At 42.8% G+C, this 18,601-nt stretch carries 15 protein-coding genes and 1 pseudogene; 10 read left to right on the forward strand and 6 right to left on the reverse strand.

From position 1 onward, the window contains the following. Window positions 1-8 precede the first annotated feature (8 nt). Window positions 9-512: a TRAP transporter small permease gene (locus VER99_RS21340; protein WP_020336104.1), complete on the forward strand. Its 504-nt coding sequence runs from the start codon at window positions 9-11 to the stop codon at window positions 510-512. 1 nt (window position 513) lies between these two features. Then, entirely contained in the window at window positions 514-1,812 is a 1,299-nt protein-coding gene (locus VER99_RS21345; protein WP_020336103.1) for a TRAP transporter large permease, read from the forward strand. A gap of 252 nt (window positions 1,813-2,064) precedes the next feature. Here the strand turns inward: VER99_RS21345 and VER99_RS21350 are convergent, their stop codons facing one another. Then, on the reverse strand, window positions 2,065-2,859 hold the full coding sequence (locus VER99_RS21350) for a DUF5602 domain-containing protein (RefSeq protein WP_020336101.1): 795 nt from the start codon (window positions 2,857-2,859) through the stop codon (window positions 2,065-2,067). A 929-nt stretch (window positions 2,860-3,788) separates the two neighbouring features. On the opposite strand from VER99_RS21350, the gene VER99_RS21355 reads away from it, so the two are divergent. Next, on the forward strand, window positions 3,789-4,226 hold the full coding sequence (locus VER99_RS21355) for a hypothetical protein (protein ID WP_020336099.1): 438 nt from the start codon (window positions 3,789-3,791) through the stop codon (window positions 4,224-4,226). Between the two features lie 411 nt (window positions 4,227-4,637). On the opposite strand, the pseudogene VER99_RS21360 reads toward VER99_RS21355, so the two are convergent. Beyond that, window positions 4,638-4,730: pseudogene (locus tag VER99_RS21360) on the reverse strand (integrase); the annotation flags it as partial. Window positions 4,731-5,406: 676 nt separating this feature from the next. On the opposite strand from VER99_RS21360, the gene VER99_RS21365 reads away from it, so the two are divergent. Together VER99_RS21365 and VER99_RS21370 are read left to right on the forward strand one after the other, a co-directional pair. After that, window positions 5,407-6,909, forward strand: coding sequence for a cytosine permease (locus tag VER99_RS21365; protein WP_201765968.1), 1,503 nt, complete (start codon window positions 5,407-5,409; stop codon window positions 6,907-6,909). Window positions 6,910-6,948: 39 nt separating this feature from the next. Then, window positions 6,949-7,443, forward strand: a complete 495-nt coding sequence (locus tag VER99_RS21370; protein ID WP_020336095.1) for a nucleoside deaminase — start codon at window positions 6,949-6,951, stop codon at window positions 7,441-7,443. A 102-nt stretch (window positions 7,444-7,545) separates the two neighbouring features. Here VER99_RS21370 and VER99_RS21375 read toward each other — a convergent pair whose 3' ends face one another. Then, window positions 7,546-8,931, reverse strand: coding sequence for a sensor histidine kinase (locus VER99_RS21375; protein WP_020336094.1), 1,386 nt, complete (start codon window positions 8,929-8,931; stop codon window positions 7,546-7,548). Beyond that, the gene (locus tag VER99_RS21380; RefSeq protein WP_020336093.1) at window positions 8,909-9,589 is read right to left on the reverse strand and encodes a response regulator; all 681 of its coding nucleotides are present in this window, start codon (window positions 9,587-9,589) and stop codon (window positions 8,909-8,911) included. Before VER99_RS21380 ends, VER99_RS21375 begins: the two co-directional genes overlap by 23 nt. A gap of 170 nt (window positions 9,590-9,759) precedes the next feature. On the opposite strand from VER99_RS21380, the gene VER99_RS21385 reads away from it, so the two are divergent. Next, a complete protein-coding gene (locus VER99_RS21385; RefSeq protein WP_020336092.1) occupies window positions 9,760-10,254 on the forward strand; it encodes a GlcG/HbpS family heme-binding protein in 495 nt (164 codons plus the stop codon). Between the two features lie 156 nt (window positions 10,255-10,410). On the opposite strand, the gene VER99_RS21390 is transcribed toward VER99_RS21385, so the two are convergent. Together VER99_RS21390 and VER99_RS21395 are read right to left on the reverse strand one after the other, a co-directional pair. After that, window positions 10,411-11,271: an oxamate carbamoyltransferase subunit AllH family protein gene (locus VER99_RS21390; RefSeq protein WP_020336091.1), complete on the reverse strand. Its 861-nt coding sequence runs from the start codon at window positions 11,269-11,271 to the stop codon at window positions 10,411-10,413. Window positions 11,272-11,288: 17 nt separating this feature from the next. Further along, window positions 11,289-12,158 (reverse strand): LysR family transcriptional regulator, encoded by an 870-nt coding sequence (locus VER99_RS21395; RefSeq protein ID WP_020336090.1) that lies wholly within the window; start codon window positions 12,156-12,158, stop codon window positions 11,289-11,291. A gap of 243 nt (window positions 12,159-12,401) precedes the next feature. Here VER99_RS21395 and VER99_RS21400 point away from each other — a divergent pair, with 243 nt between their 5' ends. From VER99_RS21400 to fdrA, 4 genes are all read left to right on the forward strand, one after another. Then, window positions 12,402-13,592, forward strand: coding sequence for an MFS transporter (locus tag VER99_RS21400; RefSeq protein ID WP_024372894.1), 1,191 nt, complete (start codon window positions 12,402-12,404; stop codon window positions 13,590-13,592). A 504-nt stretch (window positions 13,593-14,096) separates the two neighbouring features. After that, complete coding sequence (locus tag VER99_RS21405; RefSeq protein ID WP_020336088.1) at window positions 14,097-15,650, forward strand: hypothetical protein; 1,554 nt, start codon at window positions 14,097-14,099, stop codon at window positions 15,648-15,650. Window positions 15,651-15,660: 10 nt separating this feature from the next. Continuing rightward, window positions 15,661-16,920: an ankyrin repeat domain-containing protein gene (locus VER99_RS21410; protein ID WP_020336087.1), complete on the forward strand. Its 1,260-nt coding sequence runs from the start codon at window positions 15,661-15,663 to the stop codon at window positions 16,918-16,920. Between the two features lie 123 nt (window positions 16,921-17,043). Continuing rightward, window positions 17,044-18,600: an acyl-CoA synthetase FdrA gene (gene fdrA / locus VER99_RS21415; protein WP_020336086.1), complete on the forward strand. Its 1,557-nt coding sequence runs from the start codon at window positions 17,044-17,046 to the stop codon at window positions 18,598-18,600. Window position 18,601: the final 1 nt, after the last annotated feature.

Consider the following 18,601-nt stretch of genomic DNA (forward strand, 5'->3'; position numbering starts at 1 on the left):
AGAATGTAATGAATTTATTGTTTCGTACATCTCATTGGTTAAATAAAATTTCTTTTAGCATGGCTGCATTTCTGCTTATTTATATTTTATGTCATATCCTTCTGGAAATTTCTTTACGTATGTTTGGCATGTCTACGTATGTATTGGATGAATTTGTTGGTTATGCGGTTGCCACGATGACGTTTCTTGCTCTGGGTTACAGCCTAGAGCAAGGCTCTCTAATTCGTGTGAACGCGATAATTGATCGTATTCCTGAGTATAGGCGCTGGCTATTAGATTTTGTTACATCAACTATCGCAGCGGCTTTTTTTAGCTGGTTAGGTCTCATTTGGTGGACAACTGTATCACGAAACTTTATTAGAGGAACCACGAGCCAATCACTCGCGGCCACCCCTCTTTGGATTCCACAAGGGCTTGTGTTAACTGGTATCTTCGTTCTTTGCCTCACTTTATTAGTACGATCACTTTCTCTGGCCATTTACCATCAACCCACTCAATATGGAGATCGTTAGTATGGACATACTGTTTACCTCTTTGGGTGTGATAGCCATTCTATTTGTTGTGCTGGGCTCAGGTCTTTGGGTTTTTGCTGGATTAGCCATTGTGGCATTTTCGTCATTGGTCGTTTTTGCTGGTATGCCAATAGAGCGTGTAGGGTTAATTCTGAGCCGTATTTTATTTCGGGCTGGCAATTCCTGGGAATTAGCTGCAATCCCGTTATTTATATTCATGGGAGAACTGATTTTTCGCTCAGATATTTCGAATCGATTGTTTAAAGGACTGGAACCGTGGACCCGTATTGTTCCTGGAGGGATATTACACACCAATGTTGTGGGTTGCGCATTGTTCGCGGCTGTCAGTGGTTCAAGTTCGGCAACAACAGCGACGATTGGAAAAATCACAACTTCAGAGCTGAAACAACGTGGTTATGATCGCCAACTGTCTATTGGTTCTTTAGCTGGGGCTGGTAGTTTGGGGCTATTGATACCACCGTCAATCGTCATGATTGTTTATGGTATTCAGGCTGAAGTCTCTATTAATAAGTTGTTTATGGCTGGGATATTACCGGGAATTTTGATTGCTGTGCTTTATTCCGGATACCTGATGATATGTTCTTCCATTCGACCTCATCTGGCACCCAAAGAAACAAATTGCGATATTACCATTTATCAAAGTATTGGTTACTTATTTCCTATACTCCTATTGATTGTTATCGTACTTGGCGCCATTTATTCAGGCATTGCTACACCTTCTGAAGCGGCAGCTGTGGGCGTGTTTGCAACGTTGTTACTCTTATTAATAGAAAAGCAATTAGATAAAACTGTCATTATCTCATCACTGATAGCGACGATTCAGAGTTCCACTATGGTTTGCAGCATCATGGTAAGTGCCGCAATGCTGTCAACAGCGATGGGATATCTACATTTACCGTCTGAACTCGCGGAATGGATTGCAGAAAAGCAGTTTACTCCGGCGATGTTATTAGTCGCATTGGCTCTGTTTTATATCGTGTTGGGGCTATTTTTGGATGGTATATCTATTACGGTTATGAGCTTACCTATTACGCTTCCAATCATCATTCAGGCTGGTTTTGATCCTTTGTGGTTTGGTGTCTTTTTAGTGATTATGGTGGAACTCGGGCAAATTACTCCGCCAGTTGGATTTAATTTATTTGTTTTACAGGGACTCACTGGTGAAAAAATTGGTCAAGTTGCGAAAGCTTCTTTTCCGTTCTTTTTGTTAATGTGCATGGCCGCTTTGATTATCTGTGTAGTGCCAGAAGTCGCCTTATGGTTACCAAACCTGGCTTAATGTGAAACTCGAAGTGGCTAACTTACGAAATACTGAGGTGCCGGTATGAGTACATAGCGCTGTATTTATTCCGGTCTCAGTTCTGACCATAGCAAAAGTGAGCACTAGTTTTCTCACTATCACGGTAGAATAGCAAAATTAAGAGCAATATAGTTTCCCCGTCTCTTGAATAAGACTTGTGTTCAAGAGACGGGCGTTGGGTTGGCGATATACAACTGTTAAGAGTTGCAATCTATTCATTCAGACGTTTGGTCACTTAGACAATACCAAATTCTCCAGGCTGATCTCATATTCACGATTGTCCTCGTTATACACGACTCCATAACTTGTCGGGTAATATGCTGGCAAATTATATTTTTGAGGAACGGCGATCGTTGTATATACGTCCGGTTTTGTTTCTAGATAGGCTTTGGTGATCATTGGCTCAACAAAAATCATTTGGCCATCATAAAAGCCGTAAATGAAGGTTTTGGTAAAGGAACGATTCGTGAATTCGTCTCCCTGAGGGTCAACAGCATGGGCTCCCATTTTGGGAACCTCGGTACCCGGTGGGAGAATGTAACCTGCTGGCATGTACTGTTCAGGCGGTGCTTTATGGGCGCGGACAAGATCGTCGCCAACAGCGGTTATCTTTTGGCGGTCATTGGGATCTATCATGTAGAAATGGAAATCGAAGTGTGGTGTGTTATAGACACCAACCGGAATATGCCCATGTGGGTTCCAGCCCATTACAATTTCACGGTACCCAGTAGAGGTAAATTCAGGAGGTAGCGGAAGAACGTATTCGTATTCATGCTCTGTTGTCGGCATTGGCAGCCCGGACAATGCTGATTCGGACAGTCTGATACCAATCTTTATCGGTGTGCCATTTTTTCCGATCGTTACAAACGAATAGGCTTCTCCCTGGCCGATGGGGGGTCGTGGCCCTTCATACGTGCCTGAGTTCGTCTCTTCCATATGAGTCGTGCACCCGGCAAGAAGCATGGAAGCTGCTATGCTGGATAAACTAATCAACAATTTTGACTTGGATCTTTTGTCACCTGACATGATAACTCTCCTCGACGCCAGAGCATCTTGTTGTTGGAATCAGGTCCATAAACAACACAGGACAAGGCATTAGGGCAGGTCGAATGCGTTTGTGGCGTCTGGCTTATTCACATGCACAGATTCTTTAAAAGGTAGTAACTTGTTCTCCATAGGCTGTTGTTTCAGTCTGACGGATTAGTCATAATTTCGTGGGAAATTTATAACTCAAATTTCCTCTGAACAAGTGTAGGCCTTTTTCTGCTGAAAACCATTTGTACCAATGCTTAAGATTTATCTGAGAGAAAGAAAGCCAGCGTTTTGGCCTGTCTTTTATTATACAAATCTCACATATGAGGTGAGGGGCATTTTTAGAACTAATTTCTTGCTCCACGATCTGAGCTGCAACGGGCTGAACTTAAAATCGAATGGATAGCCGCGTTTGACTAAGGTTTTTGGGGTACAAAGTCTGACAAAGTAAACAGAGTAGCGGTTTTGGATAGATACATTGACTCACAGTAGCCAACCTAGGTGCCTTGAAACGAAAAAAGCCGCTGATAAATCAGCGGCTTAAATGTGGCGGAGAGATAGGGATTTGAACCCTAGGTGACTCTGTTTACGCACCATAAAGCACTGATTTTAAGAGGGTGAATTCTGTTTGAGCCCAGGTAGGCCGTTGGATTGACTCACTATATTGTCACCTTATCAGGCTGCAAAAAATTGATCAATTCCAATCGAGAGATTAACTAGGGATATGAGGAAAGAGTTAGGGATTTACGACAATTGAAAAAGGGTTAAGGCACTAACTCGGACTTGAACTGTTTCATTGATACTTTGATTAACATTGTCCTCTGTATACATCCATGAAAAGACAAAAATAGATCGTGACTCTTTACTCGATAAATTTTCGTGATCATAGGAGTTCCTGACTGATTCACCAAAAGGAGACTAATATGAATCAAAGTGACAAGATTATTTTTACAGCGTTGTTGGTAGAGCAAGCGCGCAGTACTGTTGAGTCATACCTTGCTCAGTTGCTTGCTGGCAAGATTGAAGAGGCATCGCCACCAGTCAGTGTCATGTGGAAATTTTTGGGAGAGCAACTTCAAAATAAAGTAAAAGAAGTTTTATACGAGATTTTTCATGTAGATCTTTATGACAAGAATGATGAAGACCTAATAATTGCTTTAGAAGCACATATGGCAGAAATGTCTGGTACGCAGCTGTTTCACCGTATCTATACCGAGGATGAAGTTATTGAGATGAGCCCAAAAAAATTTAATTTTCTTTTGAATAGTTTGGTTGAATCAATGCATAACAAGATCCAGGAAAAAAGCTATTATCCAGGTACTCAGATTCAGATAACGAGGAGCAATGACATCAAAAGCTGATTGATTGCCTAATTTTTATTTGGGTTATGTAGAACGCAATCTGTCGCATTTTAATTCAGGGTTAATCATACCCGACAGATTGCTCTAAATGATTTTGCACCGAAACACGTTATAGTCATGTATTTTGATGTGTGATCACTAAGCGACTTTGTCATTGCAATAACTACCGAGGGAAATTGACGGAACTCATTAGCGTACCTTTTAACGTAATTAAATCAGCTTTATAGGGTGCTAAGGATGTTCTACATGGATTCAAAATCTCTATTCACTGTCGATATCATTAGCAAAGTCATCGATGGCAGGATCAGTATCAATAGCGCGGCTACCTTGCTGAGCAAATCCCGGAGAGCCGTTGAGCGTTATCTCAGTCGATATCGGCGACAGAACTATAAAGAATTTTTTGGCGACAGGCTATAAATTGCTAAGAGGGTTACGGGTAATCGCTTCAGATGAAGGATCGGGTGCGAAGTGTGCGTATCGCATTGTCATAGAGATATCTGCATGGCTTCGGAGAGGCGGCTACAGAAGAACCAAGGCCAACTTCATTATCCCATATCTCTGTTAGCAAAGAAGATATTAGATAGGGGGCAATGGGCCGATGCTGAGTCGTGGAATTGAATAATTTCTAAGACATTTTTGGATCATGATAGGACCTGCGGTAACCGCTTCTAACTAAGGCGTATCCATTAAAACGTGAGTGGTGCAAGTAAATATCTGTTCCGCTTATGCTGTGACAAAAGAGGCTGTAAGAATACCTTTCGGGTCAATTTTATAACGCACTAGTTGGCTAAATTCTCCCCACGCTCATGTACGGAACGAACAGGGCTTGTTATGTCTGTTACTCATTGTAATGGCTGAGAACTGCTCGATTAAAGATCGGTTGGTTTACTACCCGAAGTACGAAACAAAGTCTTGTGATGATTATCATAGTTTTGAGTTGATTGTTTTTTAATCAAGGAGTAGGGGTTATTGATTGGTGTCAAGGTTATATAACTTAAATAAACGCGCATGTTGTTTTTTTATTGGCTTTGTTACTCATATTCTTGGGATTGTTGCCATTATTGCTGTTTATAATAACTAAGATTTAATTTAATAATTTCATTGTCTCCTTTCTGCTTGCTAAGTTGATTAAGTATAAATCAAAGGTTGAAACTGTATTCTAATGACAACGGACAAGGCGATGGAAATAGGAAAAAATATGGCGCTTGGCGCGCACTCGGCGAATATTGCTGACTTTACAGATCAGGATCGTGAAAGGCTTTCTGCGCGAGGCTATGCGGAAGAAGTATTACCACTTGGAAAAAAACAACGTACATGGGAAACCAAGAACTTTATTACCGTGTGGATGGGACCGATTCATAACATTCTTAGCTATTTCACAGTCGTCAGTTTTTTTGCCTTCGGACTCAACGCAATGCAGGTGGTTGCGGCAATACTCATTGCAGCATGTATTGTATCTGCAGGGTATGTTTTCAACGGTCGAGCTGCGGTAAAATATGGCATTCCGTTTGCGATGCAAATCCGTGATACCTTTGGTATCAAAGGAGCCGCTTTCCCAGCAATGATCCGTGGTTTGGTTGCGGGTTTTGTGTTTTTTGGTCTCACCACCATCGCTTCTGCGCAAGCACTTGATATTGTTTTAGCTCGATTGTTCCCTGGGTTCTTAGTCATCGGGGGAGGCGCCACTATAGCCGGCCTTGCTATCCCGACTGCGATTTCATATGCCATCATGACCGCCATCACTGTTGTTCTTTACCTTTCTGGCCAAGCGCTTATTAATAAATTCTCTGAATTTGCTTCTCCTGTTGTTTGGGTTTTGATGGTGATTGGTGTGTTCCTCGCTATTGGGAATGCTGGTGGGCTGGGTGAGGTATTCAGTTACCATCCGGCTGCAGGGACTGAAGTGACGGTCGTAGGTTTTATTACTTGCGTTTCTATGCTTGTGTCTAACTGGGCCGGTCCTATCGTCAACACAGGGGATTTCACTCGTAACGCAACCTCTATGTCTGCGCCTATGAAAGGTTTCCCAATCGGTATGCTAGTCTCTTACACTCTATTCGCTGTGGTTACAGTAAGCTTTATGGCTTCTCTCTCTGCACTTACTGGCGGTGCAGTTGATGTGAACAAACCAACCATCTTCGTTGATGCAATTAACTCAATTGGCAACCCATATATCGTTATGCTACTTATTTTGGCGATGAATGTGGGGGCAACTGCTTTCGTTGTTTTCGGTAACATGATGCCTTCAGGTCTGCAGCTTACCGCACAGTTCCCTAAACTATTTAACGTGAAAACAGGTGGTCTCGTTGCTGCCGTAGTGGGTACATTAATCCTACCTTGGAAATTTGTTGAAAATACCACCATGTTATTCCTTTTCTACAGCTTTATCGGTTCAATGTTTGGCCCAATCGCTGGGATTATGTTGGCAAGCTACTTCTTTGAACGCCGTCAAAAACTAGACCTTGACGCTATTTACCCAGAACTAGACACCGATGGTGGTCACGTAGGTGGTGTGAACCGACGTGCGGTAGGCGTATTGATTGTCAGCTTCATCATTACTATGGCAGGTAAGGTGTTCCCAACGATTCCTGTCCTTGCCACGATCAACAGTTGGGCATTCTTCAGTGGTCTAACTATTGGATTTATTGGTTATCTACTAGTAGGTGCGCGTAAAAACGCGTAACTAAGTTGATTAATACAGTTTAATAAACGGAGAAACAGCATGTGTAACACAAAAGGCAATAAAGGCATGAACGATTACTTTCACCTAGCTTGTGATGCTACTCTTAAAGAAATGAATCAAGGTACAGGTGGTCCATTTGGTGCGACTTTGACACGGAATGGTGAGGTTGTTTGTGCGGTGGGCAACACAGTACTTAAAGATACTGATATTTCTGGCCACGCTGAAATGGTTGCTGTACGTGAAGCGTGTAAGAAACTGGACACTCTAGACCTATCAGACTGTGTGATGTACGCAACGTGTGAACCATGTCCAATGTGTGTAGCAGTGATGATGTGGGCAGGTATCAAAACTTGTTATTACGCTTCTACTCACGTAGATGCTGCGGAGCATGGCTTCTCAGACCAACATCTGAGAAGCTACTTAGACGGAACAGACACTTCAACGTTGGATATGATCCACCTTGAGGAAGGTCGTGAAGATTGTGCTGAAATTTGGGCTGAGTTCCGCCGCTTGAACGAAGAAGTGGAAGCTTAATCCATCACTAAGTGTTCTTAATTTAGTGCTAGGGTTAACGTTACCACTAGCACTTTTTTATTTTTTATCCACTATCTGAAATGCACAACCCCAAAAGACTTATTACAAGACGATCGTGAAAGTGCTGCCTTGGCCCAAATGTGAAGACAATTCTATTCTCCCACCTAGGTTGTTCACCATCGCGGCGGCGAGTGATAGTCCTAAACCATATCCCTCTGTATTGCTACGGCTGCTGTCTACACGATATAAGCGCTCAAAAATAAGTGTATGCTCATTGGGATCAACACCAATACCAGTATCAGTGACCGAAATGGCAACTGAGTTACTTCCTTGGGGCTGCACATCAAGCATTACCTTGCCTTTCTCTGGAGTGTATTTGATTGCGTTGTCTACTAAATTAACCAGTATCTGAGTGAGTTTATCTGGGTCAGATTGAATCGTAGCCTCCTTGTCAGATGTATTGACTATCAACGAAATCTGTTTTTCCTCTGCCACGTCTTCGTACCAAGAACTGACGGTTTTTACCACGTCATTTACGTCCGTTAATACTTTTTGTTGTAAGCGTTTACCCATTAATTCATCGTTTAGCTTCATGAGTGCGGTTAACATGTTGTTGGCTTGCATCGCATGCTCAGAGCAGTCGGATAATGCATCTCGCATAGCGTGGAAATTATCGCCACCGATCAGCGCCGATTGTGAGGACAACATGATCCTTGATAAAGGGGTTCGAATGTCGTGCGCTATCGCGTCTACGGTGGTATTCAGGGTTGTGGTCGTATGCTGCAATCGAGCTATCGCTTGATGCACGCTGGCGTTTATGACATTCAGCCCTTCAGGTTGCTCCGTGAATACTTCGATCTCATCGTTCTTTCCCTGGCGCAGCCTTTCTAAAAAACTTCCTAAAGTCATCAGAGGCGTCATCGCATTACGAAGAATTCTATGTGTAAATAAAGCGGTAATTACCACCATGACCAACATGGTATAAAACGTCATCCGCCACTTTTCGAAGGCAATGTAATCGCGCTGTCGGTTATCAAGGACGAGCCAAAATTCACGTGCTTCACTTGCCAACTTCAACGTAGTGTAGGGGCTAAAAATAAAGGATTGCACCCAACTCTTGTCTTTCCCTGTCAATGTGTCAAGCTTGATATCTAATGATAGTTTTTCATCGCCAGCGATAAATTTACGTGTTTTAAAGTCATCATTCTCAATCAGTAAAGCAGTGATATCATTGTCAATTAAGCGATGGGGATTGGCTTCCAATACGTGAATCAGGCGTTCTTCAGAATCATAGGTTAAAATTCGCTGATACTCAGATGCCATCGAGGATAGGATTTTTTTTTCGGTTTGGTAAAGGTCATAAAAAAATAGTGCACCGACAGCTAATTCCACTAGCAGTAAGCAACATAAAAGCAGCGCTATAAAGTGTAATAATAGCTTTTTTTGAGCTTTACTCAGCGCTTGCTCAATGCTGTGACTTGAGGACATAACCAACTCCTCGCAGAGTATGTATAAGTTGAGAATCAAAGTCTTTATCGACCTTACTTCGTAAGCGGCATACTAATACGTCCACAACATTGGTTTGAGGATCAAACTGATGCCCCCATACTTGCTCCAATATCGCTGTTTTTGAGATCACGACTTCTGGTCGCTCTAACAGTAACTTCATTAAGGTGAACTCACGCTGATTGAGATGAATATCTGTATCGCCTCGTTTTAAGTTATGCTTTAGCAGATCCAGTTTTAACTCGTTGTAGGTCAACTCTAGCGGTTGAGAGAAGTTTTGTTTCCCCCGACGAGCAAGTGACTGACATCTTGCCAACAGTTCTGGAAAAGCAAATGGCTTGACTAAATAATCATCTGCGCCTGATGTTAGTCCTTGAACGCGTTCTTCAACGGAGTGTTTCGCACTCAGGATGATAATCGGTGTTGTATGGCCTTCTCCTCTAAGTTGCGCGAGTACTTCAAGCCCACTTTTTTGCGGTAACATTAGATCTAAAATAATGACGTCATAATCTCCGGTTAACGCTTCGTGTAGTCCATCGACGCCATTCGAGAGATGTTGTACGGTATCACCTTCTTGCTGAAAGCCATTCAACAAAAATTTCGCAATATAAATATCATCTTCAATTAGCAGTATTTTCATTGGTTTTTCTTTCCATTCAATAGCGGGGAGTGCTTGTGAGACACTCTAGCAATAATATTTCCTTTTATGACTATATGTTGCAATTTTGTAATGCTTGCGTAAGCCGACAGCAATAGAGCCTCAGCTATAGTGACGGTGTTGATTGCAACGATAGTTTAAATGGAGTAAACATGAACAACTTAAAACAAACCGCATTAATCGCAGCGCTTGGATTTTTATCCGCAAATGCTCTAGCTGAAGATAAAGCTGCCACAGTAAGCATGGAGCAAATTTCATCCAAGTCAGCTTTCATCCTAGCTCAAGAAACTGTAAACCAATGTGAAGCGAAGGGCTATAAAGTGTCTGCGACCGTAGTGGATCCGTCAGGCAACGTGATTGCCCAGCTACGCTCAGATGGCGCCGGTGTTCATACTCTTGACAGCTCACGTCGAAAAGCATTTACCTCAGCAAGTATGAGGCAGCCGACGGGTAACCTGATGAAGCTTATTGCTGAGAAGCCAATTATGCAACCGTTGCAAAATATGAATGAAAACCTTCTGTTTTTGGAAGGTGCACTACCGATTGAAATTAACGGCAAGGTCGTCGGTGCCATCGGCGTTGGCGGAGCACCTGGTGGCCATTTTGATGCTGCTTGTGCAGAACATGCGATAAAAAAGGTGCTGTAATTTAAATCGTCTAGCCCCTGATATTCGCAAGCACAATCTTCCCTGAAGGTTGTGCTTGTTTGCATTCTAAGTATAGATAGTCCTTATTATTTACTGACTAAAGCAGGCCCAAGTATACTGAGGTTACTTGGGTATAAAAGAGACGGTTAGAATATATTAAGCGAAAAATATTAAGCCAATATAAATACCGCACAAGGTATCGTGCCCAGAAGAGTGACCAATTGATAATAAATGACTAATTGCTTCTCCAATATGCTTTTCATTATTAATGGCGGAATATAGTTCGACTATCTCTTGACTGTATTGGTGCTCACAGGCTGATTGTAGCATGACGCGACTCACATCAGTGGTTCTGTCCACTGCGTTGAGACAAGCAGATTGCAAGGTGGCAAAGTATGGATGTTCAAGCACATCCAATACCGAAAGTAAGCCAACAAGCAAGTCGTCTGAAGAAGGCGTTAATCCTGAACCAAAACCAACAAAGCACTTTAAATCAATGGTTAAAGAATGTCTCGCTACCGCATCTATAAACGAAAATAGCTTAGGGAGAAAATAATCCGACAGCATAGGTGAGTAGTAAGTGACAGTGGATGACATTGCCAACTTTTCACTGAGGCACAGTAAAGGGTAGATGCCCATTTCTTTCTGATGGGCATATAAATAGTTGTAGATCGTCGTCTTTATCTGTTGGGTTAACGAGATTTTGTGACTCAAATATGGAGAAAATTGGATCACAGACTGCGGATTAATTTTTAGTTGATATGGTCGAGGGGGAGACCCCTTCTGACTAAAAACAAGTTCAACCATATGATTTGGCTGCAAATGTTGAAACCAATTCGTATCGTTGACCATTAAAGCGCGCGGGTTCATTCTTTTTGTTTCACTAATCACGGAAATTAACCCTAACTCACTGTTCAAATTACACGCAGAATTAAATACGGAGTGAACTTGAACACAAATATAAGGTTTAACTTCTAACTCTTTAAAGAGAGGCTGTGAAATTTTAATAACGTCCATTCTAATTGTGACTGCTGTTATATATGCGATTTACCAGTGTGCGTGTGTTCAAGTTCAAATAAACGAACCAATGTCGTGGCGATTTTATGCAAGACAGGGCTATGCATATCCGCAATATAGAGACCTAAATAAAGGTCGTCGGCTGGAGCGAGAGATTGGAGCTCTTCAACGATGACATGCTCGTGTGTCTTACAGGTGCGAGGCAACAACGTAACACCAAAGCCAATCGCTGATGCGGTCATGATCGCCGATAAATTGCTGCTGCAGTAGTTGACTCTGTGGCTGTAGCCCAGTTGGTCGAGTGAAGTCATAATATGGTCGCGGTACAAGGCTCCTGTTGGGAATAACACCAATGGAACAACGGGATGGTGGAACGCCGGCGCCGAAGCGCTATCTAGCCAAAGCAAAGGCTCATGGCGAAATGCAAAGGCGTTACCTAGAATCTGCTGTTTGGCAAGTACAATATCGTATTTTCCCGTTAAGTAGGATTGATAAAGATCGTTACTAAGACCTGAAGTAAATTCAAATAGAACGTTATCGCTTTGTTGGAAGGGGATAATGGCGCGTGTGACGTCGACAGAAAGATCGTCTGGTACACCTATTTTAATAATGGTTTGTTCGGAAGTGGCGTTTAAGTTGTCCAACATGGTGCTGTTCAGCTCAATGATGCGGTGCGCATAGCGCAATACAAACTCGCCTTTTTCGGTTAGGGTGACTTTTTGTGGCGTTCTTATCAGCAGGGTATCGCCGATGATCGATTCGAGTCGGTTAATCTGTTGACTGATGGTGGACTGCGAGTTATGGATCCGGTCTGCAGCTCGGGTGAAGCTTCCTGTTTCGCAAACGGCGATATAAGTAAGTAGTAATTGGGGGTGGATCAATTTCATTAACTCATTTCCTCGAATATCCACATATAAATCGTTTTATTTTTGATCAATAATTTGGTGTATGAAATTAAGTGCTTAATTTAAATCATTACCAAGCAACTAATTCTAAAGCTAACACTTTAATATGGAAAGTAAACCATCATTCGATTTATACATGACCACGATTCAAAAGATTAATTTAACTATTGCTCATCGACTACGTAAAATTTTCTATTCAAATAATTTATTCGATGCTATAGGTAAATGTACGATAAATATACGCAAAATATACTATCGATCAGAGTATTTGCGATAGTGATATTAATTGGACTGAATTTAAGGCCATTTTTGGTCGCAATCGGCCCCTCTATTGAGCAAATAGTCCAGGATACGGGTCTAGGCTATTCGGTGACTTCACTGCTGACGTTAATTCCAATGGCGCTAATGGGGGCTGGGGCGTTAATTATCACTCGCTTTCCGTTTCTTGCAGAAAAGATCAATTATTTGCTTTTGGCCCTGCTGATGTTAATGATAGGTAACTCGCTGAGACTGTTTGCTGAAAACGGCTCGATTCTGTTGCTCTCTACATTTGTTTGTGGCGGTGCCGTGGCATTGATACAGTCTTGTGTCCCACGCTTGATTAAACAGCATTTTACAAAGCAGATGCCAGTCGTCATCGGTTGTTATTCCGCTTCTCTAATGGTTGGTGGGGCGCTGGGGGCATTGGTCAGCCAGACGCTAATCGGTGAAGGCCTATCGTGGCGTGAAAGTATGGCGTGGTTGGCGTTACCCTGTTTGCTGACTTTGATACTGGCTAGCGTGGGACTACCGCGCAGAAATATATCACCGAACGGTCGCAGCGAATGGACACAACTTTTTCGGCAAATCAGTACTTGGGAATTGGTGCTTTTGTTCGCGCTTGTTAACGGTGGGTATGCGTCAATTGTGACTTGGTTGCCTCCGTATTATCAAAAACTAGGGTTCGCTCCTGAGCAGAGCAGCCATTTGATCTTCGCGTTGTCGCTAATACAGGCGTGCTGCGCCTTGCTGTTGCCGATGAGAATCAAACAATCTGGCGATCGGCGTGTTTGGCTGATGGCGATGTTAACGTCGTTAATTTTGGGGTTGCTCGGTGTGATGTTTTGGCCCCAGCCGTTGTCATACCTCTGGGCTGCGCTTAGCGGTATAGGGTTGGGAGGCGGTTTCTCAATTTGTATGTTATTGGCCTTGGAGCGGTATCAAAGCCTCGAGCATTCCAACGCGCTAAGTGTGATCATGCAAGGCGGTGGCTTTTTACTGGCGTCTTTATTTCCGCTGGCTTTTATCCTTTTCGTTGAGTTGACTGGGGAGTTTTCCAGCGGTTGGACGATGCAAGTCATGTCGTTATTTTTTGCAACATTACTCTGTTTACGTCTACCTAAATTGCGACAACATCAGCCAGAGCTCAATCATTGAGTCAGCGTCTACACAAAGCTTCTACTCTCAGTTGTCTTGAACGCTTTTGATGCCCAAGTGATTTCTGTTTTACTTGGGTATTCATTTCAATTCAATTCTTATCTTTCATCTTCTGATAATTAGTCGCTCAAAGTGACATATTCCAGAAGATCACCAAGAATCTTTAATTTACATAGATAACAATTCAGTGACTGAATCGTGTCTATTTGTATTTTAAATATTCCAGTAAGCACAGATCTTAATGCGGGTGTGATTAACTTCATAAATATAGAGTTAAAGATTCTGCTAATAAATCGGGAATAATTTGCCTGTCATCACATAAATCCACTATTTTCATCCGGTTTTGTTATCGGTTTGTGTCAATGCGTAGTGTTTTTGAGCTGCCATTAAAAGTTTAGATAATAGTCATCCATTTTATTAATTTATAAATCTTATCCAATCTTGGTAGTTTTAATCTTGTTTTAACGATATGAAAAAACAGTTAATAACATTAGGACAATAACTATGGATATGAAAAAAATATGGCGAAAAGGCGATTGGGCTGCATTCTTTGGCCTATTTACTAATAACTTAACTAACTTATTAACCATGATGGGCTTGTTGCTCTTTGTGGTTGGCTTACCTAAAGATTTTGTGATGGGCCAAGTGGCACCAGCATTCGGTTTTGCGGTGATGTGCGCGAGTGTTTTTTACGCGTGGTTTGCTTACAAGCTGAAAAAAGAAACAGGGCGTGACGATGTAACGGCGCTTCCTTCTGGTCCGAGTGCTCCCTCTATTTTTACTGTGACCTTCTTGGTGATTATGCCGGTATACCAAACCACGCAAAACGCCCAGTTTGCAATTCAGATTGCATTGGTTTGGTGTTTTGTCGAGGCGATGATCCTACTCGTAGGCTCTTTCTTTGGTGATGCGATTCGCCGTATTGTGCCTCGCACCGTCTTGCTTTCCTGCCTTGCGGGACTTGGTCTAACATTATTGGCTCTCAACCCGATGCTGCAAGCGTTTTCCACTCCGGTTGTCTCGTTTGTGGTTCTTGGTTTGATTTTCATTAACTGGTTTGGCTCAAAGCCGCTGTTTCCTAAAATCCCTACCGGTCTACTACTGATTCTTGTCGGTACGGTACTGGCTTGGGTATTTGGTCTACAGTCGCCAGAGGCCATTGTTGCGTCGTTGTCTGATATGGGCTTTAACCCTCCGGGTTTGCACATAGATGATTTCATTGAAGGCATCCCTCATGCACTGCCTTACTTGGCATCAGCAGTACCACTAGGTCTGGCGAACTATGTATTTGACTTGGAGAACATTGAAAGTGCGGATGCGGCAGGCGATGCATACCCAACACGTAAAGTCATGACGGTTAATGGCCTATCTTCAATGGTTGGTGCGTTTTTAGGTAACCCATTCCCGGTGACGGTATATGTGGGGCACGCGGCATACAAAGAAATGGGTGCGGGTATTGGTTACACCTTGTTTAACGGCGTGATCATGTTTGTGGTGTCTCTGCTTGGTTTGGGCGCATTACTACTCAGCTTGATCCCAGGTGCGGCTATAGCTCCAATCCTTGTTTACATCGGCATCGTTACTGCCAACCAAGTGGTGCGTGAGTCACCAAAACTCGAAGTTCCAGCTATCTTTGTTTGCTTGTTCCCTTGGGTTGGATACTGGGCACTTACCATGTTCAAAAATACATTGGCAACGGCAGGCACGAACGCGTATGAAGTGGGAATTGATGCACTGGCAGCTAAAGGTATTTACTACGAAGGTATGGTCGGCTTAGGTAACGGTGCACCGCTTGCCAGCTTGCTATGGGGTTGTATGGTGGTCTTTGCTATCAATAACACGCCTCTGCGCGCTGTGGTAGCGGCACTTATAGCGGCATTCCTTTCAATCATCGGTTTCATTCACGCAAATGGTGTTGGATTCGCTCAACCCGAATCAATGATGTTTGTGTACTCCTACTTAATGCTTGCTGGGCTGTTCGGCATCAAGCACTTTGCCAACGTGAAAGAAAATGTAACTGAATTAGAAGCACAGAAATTGAAGTCGGAAACGGCGTAAAGGAAGCATTATGAACAGTAATATTTCAATATCACTACACGACCTAGTCAAAGCAGATTCACCGAACGATGTGATGCGACAGTTAGATAATGGTGCCTTAATTGACGCCCGTGATAACAACGGCTGCACGCCACTGATGATTGCGGTGCAAAATAATAATGTTGCTATGGCTGCGTTGCTATTGGAAAAGGGTGCAGATGCTAATGCAGGCGATGTGACTATGCTAACGCCTTATCTGTGTGCGGGCGCAAATGGCTTTCACGAGCTGTTGTCACTAACTCTCAAATATGGTGCTGATGTGACTAGTGTTAACCGTTTTGGTGGTACTCCACTGCTACCATCAAGTGAAAAAGGTTTTTTGCGTACTGTACAAGTCAGCCTAGAGGCTGGTATTCCGGTCAACCACGTAAATAAACTCGGTTGGTCTGCGTTGCTAGAAGCGGTCATTCTGGGTGATGGTGGTTATTTATATGGTGATGTGATTGAGGTTCTATTAGGTGCAGGCGCAGATCAACACCTTAAAGATCGTGACGGTATTAGTGCTCTACAACATGCACAAGCGCGAAAGCAAACGAAAATTGTCGAGCTAATGACTAACGCTGAAGCACTGCGTCAACGCCAAAGTAACTTATTGCGTCAAGTCAAAGCACATATAGCCGCTTTTGAATACGAGCAAGCTCTAGGTATATTGGTTGCGAACCCATCTGACTTTTATGACAAAGTAGGTTATCACTACTACCACGGCTATGTGCTAATGGAATTGGGCCGTTATCAAGAAGCAGTTGATGCTTACCGCGAAGCTTTGCCGTTGAGTGATAACCCTGCTGAATTTCATTTGTATATTGCTAATAGCTACCGACTGGCAAAACAGAGTGAGCAAGCATTAGCGGAGTTTGATCTCGGGATCGCAGCGGATCCTAACTCATCGTTTGTGCGTTATCACAAGTCGAACTACCTGCGTGAGTTAGGCTTGCATGAAGTCGCCGTCGACACAATGCGTCAATTGTTAGCGGTGGATCCAAATCGGTACGATTACTCGTTCCATTTGGCGAATAGCTTGCGTTCATTGGGCCGACATAGCGAAGCGATATGCGCGATTGAAAATGCAATTACTCATGATTCCACCAATGCTCTGTATTATTTACATAAAGGAAAGTCGTTAGAGTTAATTGGCGAAAATCAACAAGCATTAATACTCGTAAATTATGCAATTGATGTTTGTGATGATGAAAGTGAATTATTGGAATTTAAACTTCAACTACTCAATTAATAAGTAACGATTTATTAATTGGAATAATTTATAAAATTATTTCGTTATTCACACTTTGTGGCAATAGTGACAGAGTTGGTATCACTATTGCCAAAATAAAGTATAGATATAAAAGAGGCGAATATGTTCGTTAAAGTAACAGTCAAAAAAAACACGTATTTTGATTCGGTGTCGTTAATGGCTTTGTCTACAAAAGTCAATGAGTTAAAAGATGTCGAGCAGGCGTTTGTCGCAATGGCTACCGACATGAATAAAGGTGTATTAGATAATGTAGGTTTATTGGACGATGAAATTCGCAGTTCGAACAGCGGTGACCTATTTGTTGTTATTAAAGCAGTTAGTGAAAAAGCTTGTGAACAGACGCTAGAAGAAGTTGAAAAATTATTAAAAGGTGGCGATAACGCCACTGCTGGATTAGGCGGTTCGCAAGAAAAGAAATTTACTACTCTAAAAAGTGCATTAAAGCACCAGCCAGAAGCTAATCTTGCGATTATTTCGGTACCGGGCGAATTTGCTAAACGTGAAGCAAAAATGGCACTGGATAATGATCTGCATGTATTGATGTTCAGTGATAACGTTTCAGTTGAAGATGAGGTCGAGCTAAAGACGTTAGCTCATGAAAAGGGCTTGTTGATGATGGGGCCTGATTGCGGTACTGCGATCATCAATAACGTGGGCCTTTGCTTTGCGAATAAAGTACGCACTGGAAAAATTGGTATCGTTGGTGCATCGGGTACAGGTAGCCAGGAAGTAGCAGCACGAGTCCATGACTTTGGCGGCGGTATTACTCAGCTACTGGGGACCGGTGGTCGTGATTTGAGCGAAGCCGTTGGTGGTATCATGATGCTAGATGGTTTACGTGCACTTGAAGCCGATCCTAACACTGAAGTTGTACTCATCGTTTCTAAGCCTGCAGCGAAAAGCGTTGAAGCCAAAGTGCTTGAGCAAGTGAAATCAATGTCGAAACCTGTTGTCGTGTGTCTACTTGGCGGCGATGAAGCGCCTGTGGTAGAAGCAGGAGCGCATTTTGCGAAAACCACCAAAGAAGCAGCGCTACAAGCGGTTATCCTTGCGGGCATCGACGAAGCTGGTATTAACAAACGCACGCTTAATCTCCCCCTAATTGAAGAAATCAAAGCGAAGCTGAAACCAGAGCAAAAGTACATCCGCGGTCTATTCTGTGGCGGTACTCTGTGTGAAGAATCGATGATGTTAGCACGAGAATATTTCTCAGATGTGTACAGCAATATCGCGAAAAAACCAGAACAACGTTTGACTGATATTAACGATAGCCAAGCACATACCTTCATTGATTTTGGTGACGATGATTTCACTAATGGTCGTCCTCATCCAATGATTGATCCATCATCACGCATAGAGCGTTTGCTTAAAGAAGCTGACGATCCAGAAGTCGGCGTTATCGTTCTTGATTTTGTGATTGGCTACGGTTCTCACGAAGATCCAGTCGGTGTAACGATTCCTGCCATCATTGAAGCGAAACAAAAAGCCGAAGCTCGTGGACAACATTTAGAAATCCTTGGTTATGTTCTAGGTACGGATTTAGATAGTCCAGACATGAATGAACAAATTGAGAAACTGGCACAAGTGGGCGTCACTATCTCCAGCAGTAGCCAAAACACCGGATTACTGGCACGTGGTTTTGTGAGCAAAGGAGAATAAA

This window comes from Vibrio natriegens NBRC 15636 = ATCC 14048 = DSM 759 (assembly GCF_035621455.1).
GTDB classification, from domain to species: Bacteria; Pseudomonadota; Gammaproteobacteria; order Enterobacterales; family Vibrionaceae; genus Vibrio; species Vibrio natriegens.